The 12,500-nt window shown below is 63.6% G+C and carries 10 protein-coding genes; 6 read left to right on the top strand and 4 right to left on the bottom strand.

Going from position 1 to position 12,500, the window contains the following annotated elements:
• Window positions 1–25 precede the first annotated feature (25 nt).
• Complete coding sequence (gene cheB / locus KGZ40_06940) at window positions 26–1,096, top strand: chemotaxis-specific protein-glutamate methyltransferase CheB (protein MBS3957248.1); 1,071 nt, start codon at window positions 26–28, stop codon at window positions 1,094–1,096.
• 29 nt (window positions 1,097–1,125) lie between these two features.
• Here the strand turns inward: cheB and cobT are convergent, their stop codons facing one another.
• Window positions 1,126–2,229: a nicotinate-nucleotide--dimethylbenzimidazole phosphoribosyltransferase gene (cobT, locus tag KGZ40_06935; protein MBS3957247.1), complete on the bottom strand. Its 1,104-nt coding sequence runs from the start codon at window positions 2,227–2,229 to the stop codon at window positions 1,126–1,128.
• 163 nt (window positions 2,230–2,392) lie between these two features.
• Here cobT and hisF point away from each other — a divergent pair, with 163 nt between their 5' ends.
• The 4 genes from hisF (at window position 2,393) to KGZ40_06915 (ending at window position 8,657) form a co-directional block, all read left to right on the top strand.
• Window positions 2,393–3,160, top strand: a complete 768-nt coding sequence (hisF, locus tag KGZ40_06930) for an imidazole glycerol phosphate synthase subunit HisF (protein MBS3957246.1) — start codon at window positions 2,393–2,395, stop codon at window positions 3,158–3,160.
• Window positions 3,161–3,168: 8 nt separating this feature from the next.
• Entirely contained in the window at window positions 3,169–6,405 is a 3,237-nt protein-coding gene (carB, locus tag KGZ40_06925) for a carbamoyl-phosphate synthase large subunit (protein ID MBS3957245.1), read from the top strand.
• A gap of 137 nt (window positions 6,406–6,542) precedes the next feature.
• Entirely contained in the window at window positions 6,543–7,220 is a 678-nt protein-coding gene (locus KGZ40_06920; GenBank protein ID MBS3957244.1) for a hypothetical protein, read from the top strand.
• Window positions 7,221–7,313: 93 nt separating this feature from the next.
• Window positions 7,314–8,657, top strand: a complete 1,344-nt coding sequence (locus tag KGZ40_06915) for an adenylosuccinate lyase (protein ID MBS3957243.1) — start codon at window positions 7,314–7,316, stop codon at window positions 8,655–8,657.
• Window positions 8,658–8,685: 28 nt separating this feature from the next.
• Here the strand turns inward: KGZ40_06915 and KGZ40_06910 are convergent, their stop codons facing one another.
• The 3 genes from KGZ40_06910 to KGZ40_06900 all read right to left on the bottom strand — a co-directional run bounded on the left by KGZ40_06910 (window position 8,686) and on the right by KGZ40_06900 (window position 11,075).
• Window positions 8,686–8,919: a hypothetical protein gene (locus KGZ40_06910; protein MBS3957242.1), complete on the bottom strand. Its 234-nt coding sequence runs from the start codon at window positions 8,917–8,919 to the stop codon at window positions 8,686–8,688.
• Between the two features lie 262 nt (window positions 8,920–9,181).
• Window positions 9,182–9,730: an ACT domain-containing protein gene (locus KGZ40_06905; GenBank protein ID MBS3957241.1), complete on the bottom strand. Its 549-nt coding sequence runs from the start codon at window positions 9,728–9,730 to the stop codon at window positions 9,182–9,184.
• Window positions 9,731–9,932: 202 nt separating this feature from the next.
• A complete protein-coding gene (locus KGZ40_06900) occupies window positions 9,933–11,075 on the bottom strand; it encodes a PLP-dependent transferase (GenBank protein MBS3957240.1) in 1,143 nt (380 codons plus the stop codon).
• Between the two features lie 400 nt (window positions 11,076–11,475).
• On the opposite strand from KGZ40_06900, the gene KGZ40_06895 reads away from it, so the two are divergent.
• On the top strand, window positions 11,476–12,465 hold the full coding sequence (locus KGZ40_06895; protein ID MBS3957239.1) for an ABC transporter substrate-binding protein: 990 nt from the start codon (window positions 11,476–11,478) through the stop codon (window positions 12,463–12,465).
• The last annotated feature ends 35 nt before the right edge of the window (window positions 12,466–12,500 follow it).

Below are 12,500 nucleotides of genomic sequence, written 5' to 3'. Positions count from 1 at the left end.
GCGGGGTCGAAGGGGTCCGAACTACATGATCAGGGTACTGGTAGTCGATGATTCACCATTCATGCGCAGGGCGATCACGCGCATTCTTTCCTCGGCGCCAGACATTGAAGTGGTAGGCGCGGCGGGGTCGGGTCGCCAAGCGTTGGAGTTGATTCCGGCGCTCAAGCCAGACGTGATAACCCTTGATGTGGTGATGCCGGGTGAAGACGGTGTCACGGTGCTTACCAAGATCATGCGGGTCAGTCCGGTGCCGACTATCATGCTGAGCTCGGTAACGACAGAAAACGCCACGCACACCCTGTCCGCACTCGAAGCGGGCGCCGTTGATTTTGTGAGCAAGCCCTCAGGTTTTACCCACATGAACATGTCGCGCATAAGCGCAGAGCTGCTCGAAAAGATTCGGGCGGCGGCATCCGTTGATGTTGCGACGCTATGCGCTCACGACCGGCGCGGAAACGAGAATGCCCCGATCGGCGCGGTGGGAGCGCGCGAAGGCGATCCGGTGACGGATGCCCTCATCGTAGGCTGCTCCACGGGAGGACCGGCTGCGCTTAAGGCGTTGCTGTTGGCGCTTCCCCCGCATCTCGATACGCCGGTGCTTGTCATTCAGCACATGCCGGTGGGGTTCACCGCCGCTCTCGCATCGCGTCTCGACATGTGCGCCCGTGTTCCGGTTCGCGAGGTCTGCGACGGCGACTTGTTTGAGGGAGGCCGCGTCCTCATCGGCAGGGCTGGTATGCATGTTCACATGAAGCGCGTCAATGGAAAGCGTGTGTTGAAGCTCGACAAGAGGCCAACAAATACAGCGCATGCCCCCTCGGTGAATGTGGCGATGAAATCGGCCGCCGATGTCATCGGGGCTTCGGCGATGGGCGTCCTTTTAACCGGGATGGGCACCGACGGAGCTGAGGGTCTTCGTGCGATGCGCGACGCCGGCGCGTACACCGTCGCCGAGGCGGAGAGCAGCGCCGTGGTGTGGGGCATGCCGCGAGCCGCGATTGAGTGCGGAGCGGCATGTGAGGTCGCGGAGCTTTCCGAGATTATCGAGATGGTAGTCCAGCGCATCGTTGGTCGTCGCAGTGGGGCAGTTGGATGAAGACGGCCTGTTAGGCACCCTTTTGATCGTCACGCGTTTCCGCTCGACACGCCTGCTTCCGAGAAGGTGGCCATGTTCGACAGGCAGCGGCATGCGGCATCGATGACTGCCATTGCGAGCGCGGCACCTGTCCCTTCACCGAGCCGCATGTCGAGGTCGAGTAACGGCTGCATCCCAAGGTGGGCGAGCATGATAGGGTGTCCGGGCTCTGCCGAGAGGTGCGAGGCGAACACGTACTCGGCAACGACTGGGCACAGCGCGACCGCCGCGAGGGTTGCTGAACCCGAAATGAAGCCGTCCGAAACCACGCAGATGCCTTGTTCCGCGGAACCAAGCAGCACGCCGGCAAGCGCCGCGATCTCGAGACCGCCCACCGCGGCGAGCTTGCCAAGCGCGTCGAGGTCAGCCGTTGCGTGAAGAGCAAGCGTGTCGCGCAGGATGCGCGCCTTGCGGGCGACACCTTCTTTGCTGAGTCCAGTGCCGGGCCCCGCAACCGCCCCCGCGTCCGCTCCTGTGTACGCGGCGGTGAGAGCGGCGGCGGCAGTGGAGTTGCCGATGCCCATTTCGCCTGTGGCTATCAGTGTGTAGCCGTCTGCGGCAGCGTCACGCGCGGCATGGATTCCTGTCAGCACTGCTTCGGCGCATTCTTCACGCGTCATCGCGGGTTCCACAGCCATGTTGCGCGTGCCGTAGGCAACCTTTCGAGCCACCACGCCTGGCAACGTGATGTCGCGGGCGACGCCTACATCGTAGACGCGAAGGTCCGCTCCGACGCTTGCCGCGATCTGGCAGATAGCGGCGCCGCCTGAAACGATATTGGCGACCATCTGCCAGGTGACATCTTGCGGGTACGGCGTGATTCCCTCTGCGACCACTCCATGGTCCCCCGCCATGAGGAGCACGACTTTTCGCGCGACGGAAGGCTTCTCCAGGCCTTGTACACGGGCCACTTGTGCCGCGATATCTTCGAGCCGACCGAGAGATCCCGGCGGCTTGGTCAGCTGGTCGAGCCGGGTGCGCGCCGCATGCTCCCCAGAGGGATCGGTCGGGCGTATTGAAGCGGCAACAGATAGCAGCTCCCGCTCGGATGGACCTGGTTTTGACTGGGTTGCGGTAGATGCGGGTCGCGTCATCACAGCTCCTCCTCGTCGGGCTTCGTCACGTCACAGTTTACCGCGACGCGGTAGCTCGAACGCTGTGGGCGAAGGCGTTCGCGCACCGGCCTTGCGCTTCCGTTAGAATGCCGTCAACCGAGTGTCGTCGACCGGGCGCACCGCCGAGGGAAGGAGCGCGCACGTGGACCCTGTGCCTATCATCCCGTGCCTCGACATGAAGGACGGCCGCGTCGTCAAAGGGGTGCACTTTGTCGACTTGCGCGACGCTGGCGATCCGGTCGACAACGCGCGTTTCTACGCTGAGGCCGGTGCCGACGAGGTGGCGATGCTCGATATCGCCGCTACGTTGGAGAACCGCTCGACGAGACTTGAGTGGGCCCGCGCCGTTGCGGATGTGTTGGGCGGGGTTCCACTGACGGTAGGCGGCGGGATATCGACGCTCGACGATATCGAGGCGCTTTTCGATGTCGGCGTGAGCAAGGTGAGCATCAACAGCGCGGCGGTGAAGCGCCCTGCGTTCGTGACGGAGGCCGCCGAGAAGTTCGGCAACGAGCGGATCATCGTCGCCATCGACGGCCGTCGCAGCGCCGAGATGCCGAGCGGGTTCGAGGTGGTCGTCGCGGGCGGCACGGTTGGTACCGGAGTTGACTGCGTCGAGTGGGCGGTGCGGTGCGAAGCGCTTGGCGCTGGCGGGCTTCTTCCCACGAGCATGGACGGTGACGGCACGCTTGCGGGCTATGACCTGGAGTTCACCCGCGCGATCGCGGACGCGGTCTCGCTTCCCGTGATCGCTTCAGGCGGGGCCGGCACGCTCGAGCACTTCTACGAAGGTGTGGCCGAGGGTCACGCGACAGCGCTGCTCGCCGCGTCCGTGTTTCACTTCCGTACGTTTTCCGTCCGCGAAGTCAAGGAGTATCTCGCGAGCCGCGACATTCCTGTCAACTGGTAGGAGCATGCATGCCTAGACGCGACGATATCCGCACCGTCATGATCATCGGCTCAGGCCCAATCGTCATCGGCCAAGCCGCAGAGTTCGACTACTCGGGCACCCAGGCGTGCAAGGCTCTGCGCCGCCTCGGTTATCGCATCGTACTTGTCAACTCGAACCCAGCGACCATCATGACCGACCCCGTCATGGCCGATGAGACCTACATCGAGCCGCTCAATCTCGATTCTGTCGCCGCGGTTATCGCCGCCTCCAGGCCTGACGCGCTCCTTCCCAATCTCGGGGGGCAGTCGGCGCTCAACCTCTCATCCGCGCTCAAGCGTGCGGGCTTGCTCGACGAGCACGGGGTCGAGATCATCGGCGTGAACATCGACGCGATCGAGCGCGGGGAGGACCGCCTGGAGTTCAAAAAGGCGATGGAGATCCTCGGCGTGGAGTGCGCGAGGAGTGAGGTCTGCCACTCGGTACAGGAGGCCGAAAAGATCGCCGCAGACCTTGGCTACCCCGTGGTCATCCGTCCCGCGTATACGATGGGCGGCACCGGCGGCGGGCTCGTCTACAACATCGAGGAGCTGCGCACCGTCGTCGCGCGCGGTATCCAGGCCTCGATGGTGGGGCAGGTGCTTGTCGAAGAGTCGGTGCTCGGGTGGGAAGAGCTCGAGCTTGAGATCGTTCGCGACGCCGATGGACGTCTCATCACCGTTTGCTTTATCGAGAACGTCGATCCGATGGGGACACATACCGGTGACAGCTTCTGCACGGCGCCAATGCTCACAATAGCGCCCGATGTCCAGGCCCGGCTGCAGAAGCATGCCTACGACATCGTTGAGGAGATCGAGGTTGTGGGCGGGACGAACGTGCAGTTCGCGCACGATCCCGAGACCGGGCGTATCGTCGTCATCGAGATCAACCCCCGCACGTCGCGCTCCTCTGCGCTCGCGAGCAAGGCAACCGGCTTCCCGATCGCCTACGTGAGCGCGAACCTCGCCGCTGGGCTTTCGCTCGCCGAGTTCCCTTACTGGCGCGGCGGCACTCTCGACAGCTATGAGCCGAGTGGCGAATACGTTGTCGTGAAGTTCGCCCGCTGGGCGTTTGAGAAGTTTCCGGGCGCCATCGACAAGCTCGGCACGCAGATGCGTGCGGTGGGTGAGGCGATGTCGATCGGCAAACACTACAAGGAGGCATTCCAAAAGGCGGTGCGATCGCTGGAGATCGGCCGCTACGGACTCGGTTTTGCGCGTGACTTTGCCGAGCGGCCCCTTGCGGATCTCATGGGGCTGCTCGCGGAACCATCGAGTGAGCGGCAGTTCATCATGTACGAGGCGATCAGGCAGGGTGCGAGCGTAGACGAGCTTTACGCGCGCACTCAGATCAAGCGGTGGTTTATCGAGCAGATGGCTGAGCTCGTCGCGCTCGAGGAAGAGGTGCTTTCTTACGCGAGTGCTGGTGGCGTGCGTGGCGAGGGCGGGCGAGCGGGAGAGGAGCTTCCAGGCGATCTCCTCGCGCGCGCGAAGCGAGACGGCTTTGCCGACGCGTACCTCGCGCGCCTGCTCGGCACGCCGGAAGCCGAGATTCGCAGGCGGCGCATCGGCCTGGGTGTCGTGCACGGTTACGAACCGGTTCCGGTGTCCGGCGTGGCCGAAGCGGCGTACTACTACTCGACATACAACGCGCCCGACACGGTGCCGGTGAGCGGCAGGCGTAAGATGATGGTGCTTGGCGGAGGCCCCAATCGTATCGGCCAGGGCATCGAGTTCGATTACTGCTGCGTGCATGCGGCATACGCGCTTCGCGAAGCTGGCTTTGAGACGATCATGGTCAACTGCAACCCCGAGACAGTCTCGACCGACTTCGACACCTCCGACAAGCTCTACTTCGAGCCGCTCACCGTCGAAGACGTGCTCGCGATCTACGAGAAGGAGCGGCCCGAGGGCGTCATCGTGCAGTTTGGCGGTCAGACACCGCTTAACATCGCGCGAGAGCTTGAGGCGGCCGGTGTGCCGATCGTCGGCACCTCTCCCGAGACGATTGACCTTGCCGAGGACCGCGACCGTTTCTCAGAGATCATGGAGCGCCTCGGTATTCCGATGCCAGCCTCAGGGATGGCCTCGACGTTTGAAGACGCGCGAGAGGTGGCCCGCCAGATCGGCTACCCGGTGATGGTGCGACCGAGCTACGTTCTTGGTGGCCGAGGTATGGAGATCGTACACGACGAGGAGATGCTCGCTCGCTACATGGCCGCCGCGGCGATGCTTGCGCCCGAGCGGCCGGTCTTGATCGACTCGTTTCTTGAAAACGCGCTCGAGTGCGAAGCGGATGCGATCTGCGACGGCACGGACGCCTTCGTTCCCGCCGTCATGCAGCACATCGAGTACGCGGGCGTGCACTCGGGTGACTCGGCGTGCGTGATCCCGCCGGTCTCAATTGCAGAAGAGCACCTGGCAACCATCGAGGAGCACACGCGAAGAATCGCCATAGAACTCGGCGTGGTAGGTCTCATGAACGTGCAGTTCGCGATATCTGAAGACACCGTGTACGTGCTTGAGGCGAACCCGCGGGCGTCGCGCACCGTGCCCCTCGTCTCAAAAGTATGCGATGTGCAGATGGCTGGGCTCGCGACGCGCGTCGTGTTGGGTGAGCCGCTCGGCAGTCTCGGGCTTGTCAAGCGAGAAGTGCCGCACTTTGGAGTCAAGGAGTCGGTGTTCCCGTTCAACATGTTCCCCGAGGTCGATCCAGTGCTCGGGCCCGAGATGCGTTCGACCGGAGAGGTGCTCGGCTTGGCGAGTTCGTTTGGGCTCGCGTTCCACAAAGCGCAGGAGGCCGCCGGACAGCACCTGCCGGACACAGGGACCGTTCTGATCACCGTTGCCGAGCGAGACCGCGAACTCGTGCTTCCCGCTGCGCGGGAGTTCTCCGCGCTAGGATTCTCCATCCGGGCGACCGGTGGAACCGCGGCGTTCCTCGGCGAGCATGGAATCTTCGCCGAGCCGATCCTGAAGGTGCACGAGGGACGCCCAAACATCGAAGACGCGATTAAGAACGGCGACATTCAACTCGTCGTGAACACGCCGGCGGGCAAATCAAGCGAGTTTGACGACTCGTACATCCGCAAGGCGGCGATCCGCCACCGAGTGCCCTACATCACCACCACCGCGGCAGCCCTTGCGGCGGCGACGGGCATTGCTGCCTACAGAGAGTCCCGCGACGGCGTGCGCTCGCTCCAGGCGTACCACGCAGATATCGAGTAGACTCCGGCGCCGTCGCCCTGCGGTGCGGAGGCGGCTCGCTGGTTCGCGCTGGCCGCCGTTCATCGCGTGCGTTCATCATCGGCGCGAAGCGTGTCGATACTTCCCACGCGGAACCGACACGACCGAATGAGTGAACTGTGCAACCGCTCACACGACTGATCGGCGCGATTCGCGCGCACTATCACAATGACCCGGACCTTCTCCGTACGGTCATCAACTCGGCCTCGTGGTTTGAGGCGAGTCTTGCGATGACGCTCGCCCGGGACGCCATCTGCGAGAAGCATCTCACGTACGCCGCTAACATCCGCGAGTCGATTAGAGAACTGCCGAGATGCCCTCTCACGATGCCGACGGACTTCGAGACACTCGCTGGCATCTGGGCTCTCGAACGGGCGGGTCATGGCTGGGAGAGGGAGTGCGAGGATCCGGATGGGCACTACACCATCGTCTTGCTGGGCGAGGGCAATCACTGCTACGACATCGTCGTGCGTGTGGACGGGCTCACGCACATGTGGATGCCCTTCCATGAGGGCGACTACCTCAACCCGGTAATCATCGACCTGCTGTTTGCGCGCGTCACGCTGCTGCCCGTCATCGTCGAGCTTGTTGCCGCTATGGGACTCGCCTTCTCGCCGCTGTTCTACCTCTCGCTCGATGACTGGCACCAGGAGTACGCCGAAACGATGTACGGCGAGGTCGCCGACATCTTCGGGGAGCCCCTGAAGGGATTGGGATCGACGCCAGCGTCCGCGTTGGCGGCAGTCAGCGTCGCGCCTGTCGCTAGAGCGAAGAGCGCGGTTATCTGGACGGGATGACCGGCGGCGGCGTCTCGGCGATAATACGAGTGAGCCGCGCACGGCGGTTTGGTTCGATGTCATGCATCCCCGAGCGCCGGAAGGTTTCCGCCGATGATCCCTCGCTACTCACGCCCCGAGATGGCCCGCATCTGGGAGTTCGAGAACAAGTTCGAGATCTGGAAGGAGATCGAACTTCTCGCGTGCGAGGCCCAGGCGGCGCTCGGCGAGATCGGTATCACCGCCAAGGACGCCGCACACATTCGCGCGACCGCCGCTTTTTCGATCGAGCGGATCGACGAGATAGAGAGCACCACCAACCACGACGTCATCGCGTTTCTCACCGCCATGGCCGAGAACATCGACGCGGATATCAGCGAAGGTGACCCCAAACCGAGCCGCTGGGTCCACTATGGGATGACCTCAAGCGATCTTGGCGACACCGCGCTTTGCTTTCAGATGACGCAAGCGCTAGACATCCTCATCGATGACGTCAGACGGGTGGGCGAAGTCTGCAAGCGCCGTGCGTTTGAAACGCGAGAGATGCTCTGCGTAGGCCGCACCCACGGCATTCACGCGGAGCCGATGACGATGGGCATGAAGTTCGCGCGTTGGGCCTGGGCGATGCGCCGAGCGCTCGATCGGCTCGAGCGCACCCGCGAGGTCGTCGCGGTTGGCGCGATCTCGGGAGCGGTGGGCTCCTACAGCACCATCGACCCGTTCGTGGAAGCGTACGTGTGCGAGCGTCTCGGCCTCACGCCCGAGCCGCTCTCGACACAGGTCATTCCACGCGATCGGCACGCGCAATTTCTCGCGGTGCTGGCAACCCTCGCGGCCACCGCCGAGGAGATCGCGACCGAGGTCCGCGCCCTCCAGAAGAGTGAAACGCTCGAAGCCGAGGAGCCCTTCACAAGCGGACAGAAGGGCTCGAGTGCGATGCCGCACAAGCGCAATCCCATTACCGCCGAGAGAATTTGCGGGCTCGCGAGGGTCGTGAAGGCGGGCGCGCAGGTTGGATTCGACAACGTCGCGCTGTGGCACGAGCGCGATATCAGTCACTCAAGCGCGGAGCGTGTGGTCCTCAGCGGCTCGACGATCGCGCTCGACTACCTTCTCGACAAGCTTGCGTGGGTGCTCGATGGGCTCGTGCTCTACCCTGAGCGTATGCGGGCGAACCTCGAGGCGACGCGTGGGCTAATCTACAGCAGCCGCGTCTTGCTCGCGCTCGTCGATACCGGCATGACGCGCGAGGACGCCTACGCGATCGTGCAGGGTAACGCGATGCGCGTGTGGGACGACATTCAGCAGGCGCGTCCCGGTGCCACCTTCCGTGAGCGCCTCGAAGCCGATTCGAGATGCGCACTTACCGAAGACCGGTTGGACGAGCTCTTCGACCCGCGCACCTTCCTTCGCCGCGTCGATGTGGTCTTCGAGCGGCTCGGGGGGTGCGAGTTCTAGCCGAGGGCGTCTCGCACGACGGGCCGACTCAGGAAGCGAAGTCCTTCTCGATGATCGGGATTCCGAGCGATGCAGCGAGTTCGGTGGCGAGGGCGCGTGCGGCATCGAATTCGGTGAACATCCCTTCTGGCTTCCGAGTGCCGTCCTCGAACTGCTGTGCGACCCACCACAGCCCGGAGCCGCCGGTGCGGCTGATCAGGTCGAGACGAATATGCACGGGCTTGCTGTCGTGAGGGTCTATGTCGGACGCGTCGAGTCGCACGGTGTTCCTCCTTCACGGGTCATCTCGCAAGAGGGATGGTGTCGTTTGGGAGTATACGAACGAATTCCTTATCTTAGATTAGTATCGGTCCAGTCGCGCGGTTGCGCAAGAAGTTCACCTAGGGAGCGTGAACCGTGCGAGCCACGGGAACGTCGTACTTCCGGCTCCTGGCTGAGGCGACATCCTACGAGGTGACCGCTGAGCGGCTGGCGCTCTCCAACGCCGGGGGCGACGAGGTTCTCGTGTTCGAACCGCTGACCCGCTAAGAGCCAGGGTCCGCCGCCGGCTCGAAGGAGATGTCGATATCGAGGCCGGAGGCGCGTGCGGCCTCATCGAGTGCGGCCATCCACTCGGCTTCGGCGAGTTGGGCCGGAACGTGGACGAGCGTCTTCATGAAGAAGAGCGGCACGCCCGTGACCGGCGCCTCCACCGTGCCCGTCTCGGCGGACTCGATGTTGATGCCGAGCCGGGAGAGTTCGCGGGCAATCTCGTGGATGATGCCCTCGTGGTCTGCCCCGCGCACGTCGATCCGATACACGTCGAAAGCCGCCGGTGAAGCCTTTGCCGCCGCCGCGGTCTCTCCAAAGGTGATCTTGTAGCCTTCGTGCGCGAGAGAGGTGAACGCCGCATCGATCTGAGACACGTTGGCGGCGGGAAGCGAGACGAGCAGGAGCATCGCGAACTCCCCGCCCAGACGCGCCATCCGTCCCGTGCCGACGTTCCCTTCGATACCGAGCAGGACCCCGGTCACCTCTTCGACGATACCGACGCGGTCAGGACCCGTCAGGGTTAGCACGATATCACTGCGCATCTCGGCGATTCCTCTCTTCAGTGACGCTCGCTGCGTGCGAGTTGAGCGGGTACCGGCGCGGGCGGGCCGCACGACCGTTCCATGACAGAGAGTACCATCGCCCCGACCAGGATTCCCGGACGACTTCCGCCGTGCTCGTCATCATCGCCCCACCAATCCGTTAACCGACGAGAGCTCGGCGCTCGGACAGCCTGCTCAACCGTCAGATTGCTGCGAGCGCGCGCTCCACGTCCGCGATGAGGTCGTCGATGTGCTCGATGCCCACCGAGACACGGATCAGGTCTTCGGTGATGCCGATAGTACGGCGTACGTCCTCGGGCATCGACACATGCGTCATTGTGTACGGCTGCTCGATGAGCGATTCCACGCCGCCGAGGGACTCGGCGAGAACGAACAACTCGCACGCCTCAAGGAAACGGCGAGCTTCGTCCTGCCCGCCCTTGATCCTGAAAGAGAACGTGCCCCCGAAACCGGTCGCTTGGCGCAGGGCGAGCTCGTGCTGCGGGTGGCTTTCGAGGCCCGGGTGCAGTACCTGAGCGATCTTTGGATGGGATTCGAGCCAGCGGGCGAGCGCGAGCGCGTTACGGTTGTGGACTTCCATCCGCACCGCGAGCGTCTTGACTCCGCGCAGTACGAGGAAACAGTCGAAGGGCGCCTGCGCGGCACCGAGCGCGTTTTGCAGGAACCCGATCTTTTCAGCGAGCGCCTCGCTGTTGACGATGAGCGCGCCACCGACGACGTCTGAGTGTCCGTTGATGTACTTCGTGGTGGAGTGCATCACCATGTCGATGCCGAGTTCGAGAGGGCGCTGGAAGTACGGCGACAGGAACGTGTTGTCGCAGATCGTCAAAATGTTGCGCGACTTGGCGAAAGCGGCGATCTTGGCGAGGTCGACGAGATTCATGAGCGGGTTTGTCGGAGTCTCGATCCAAATCGCCTTGGTGTGGGGCGCGACCGCTGCTTCGACCGCCGCGATGTCGCGCAAGTTCACGAAGTCGACCTCGATGCCCTTCTCGGCCACGACCGAGGTCAGTAGCCGGTACGTGCCGCCGTACAGATCGTCGTGCACGATCAGATGGTCGCCGGCATCAAAGCTCCACAGCGCGGTGGCGATCGCCGCCATGCCGGTGGAGAAGACGAACCCCTTCGTCCCGCCCTCGAGCGCCGAAAGACAGTCCTCGAGCTGCTTGCGGGTGGGGTTGCCGGAGCGGGTGTAGTCGAACTCGCCGGGCGTGTCGAATCCCTTGAAGGCGAACGTCGAGGTCTGGTAGATCGGCGGCATGACCGCGCCGTAGGCGGGGTCGGGGCCCTGTCCGGCATGGATGGCGAGTGTCTCGAACTTCATGGGTGGCTCCTCGGGCTCGCGGGCGATGTGTGCAGCACAACGGCGAGTGGAGATTGTAACCTGTCGAGCATCGGATAGGGAGGGTCGCGCAAAGGGTACCGCGGTCACTCGATCGCGCACTATTCGAGTGCGCATCTTGCCACATCCGCATGTTGTGCCACCGGTTCAGAGAATGCCTCGCGACAGGCGCTGAGCAGGGGAAACGTTTGTCCACGGCGCCTCTTGCGTGATGACGGTAGTACCTCGGCAGTTCGCTCCGCACAATTTCCGCACCTTAGTCGTAGTTGATGGTGGGTTGCGCCGCACCCATAGTCCGGCCTAAGCAGGATCGCTCCGTTCGGGGCGAGATCGGCTGACAGACGAACGCCTTTGCGGGGCGGATGACTATGGAGGAACAGACATGATTCGCATGACAAGGCGACAGGGATATCTCAAGGTATGCCTCGCGACCCTGCTCGCGTTGAGCGGACTCGTCGGCTGCGCACCGAATGCCGAGACCGACGCGCCAGAGCAGACAGGGGGCGCTGATGCGGCACCGTTCGTGATCGTCGTGGCGGACGCGAAGAGCACCCACCATCTGAACTTGTACGTGGCCAAGGAGAAGGGCCTGTTCGAGGCCAAGGGCCTTGACGTTAGGATCGTCGAGTCCGCGGACCTGACGGCCGCGCGCGACCTCGTCGTGTCGGGCGAGGCTGATGCATTCTGGTCGTGCCCAACGGTCGCGATCGCCGCGATCGCCAACGGTGCGCCCATCCAGACCATCGCGCAGGTCAAGAAGCCCTGCACCTCGGTCCTGGTCGTCTCCGCAGACTCGCCCATTGTTGAGATCAAGGATCTTGCAGGCAAGCGCATTGCGGGCATCTCACCCGCGTGCGAAGCGGTCATCTCCTACACCCGTGTAGCACAGAAGGCGGGCGTTGAATTCCAGCTTGAGAAGCTTGCGGGCGGAGAAGCGATCGCGGCGCTCGAGGGCGCCGCGGTCGATGGCGCGATCCTCGAGGAGCCCCATGTCAGCGTCGCCGAGCTCAAGGGCTTCAAGGTGTTGTTCCCGGAGGTATCGCAGAGCATCCCGTGCCGCACCATCAACGTGCGCAACGCGGTCATCGAGAGCAATCCTGAAGAGTACAAGCTCTTCATCGAGGCGATCGACGAGGCGAACGAGATCATTCTGGCCGATCCGACCTCAGATGAGATCGTCGCTATCGCCGTGAAGTACACGAGTGCGCCCGCGGACGCGATCGTGAAGGGCAACGACCGGCTGAAGTTCGACATCGAGCTCGATACGGTGGGGCTGAAGTCCCTGGGCGACGATCTCGTCACGCTCGGGAACATCAACGAGAACCCGGGCGAAGCCCTGTTCTCACGGGCGTTCAAAGGCATCACCTGGTAGCTCGACACGCAATCACTCCGAGTCAGGAAGCAGAC

The sequence above is a fragment of the Clostridiales bacterium genome (assembly GCA_018333995.1).
GTDB lineage: Bacteria > Actinomycetota > Coriobacteriia > Anaerosomatales > SLCP01 > JAGXSG01.
Note: the sequence above shows the minus strand (reverse complement) of the source record. Positions and strands in the feature narration are given on the sequence as shown.

Excerpts from the sequence above, each read along its gene's own strand:
- cheB (MBS3957248.1), top strand. The coding sequence starts at position 26 with ATGATCAGGGTACTGGTAGTCGATGATTCACCATTCATGCGCAGGGCG.
- cobT (MBS3957247.1), bottom strand. The coding sequence starts at position 2,229 with ATGACGCGACCCGCATCTACCGCAACCCAGTCAAAACCAGGTCCATCC.
- carB (MBS3957245.1), top strand. The coding sequence starts at position 3,169 with ATGCCTAGACGCGACGATATCCGCACCGTCATGATCATCGGCTCAGGC.
- KGZ40_06915 (MBS3957243.1), top strand. The coding sequence starts at position 7,314 with ATGATCCCTCGCTACTCACGCCCCGAGATGGCCCGCATCTGGGAGTTC.
- KGZ40_06905 (MBS3957241.1), bottom strand. The coding sequence starts at position 9,730 with ATGCGCAGTGATATCGTGCTAACCCTGACGGGTCCTGACCGCGTCGGT.
- KGZ40_06900 (MBS3957240.1), bottom strand. The coding sequence starts at position 11,075 with ATGAAGTTCGAGACACTCGCCATCCATGCCGGACAGGGCCCCGACCCC.
- KGZ40_06895 (MBS3957239.1), top strand. The coding sequence starts at position 11,476 with ATGATTCGCATGACAAGGCGACAGGGATATCTCAAGGTATGCCTCGCG.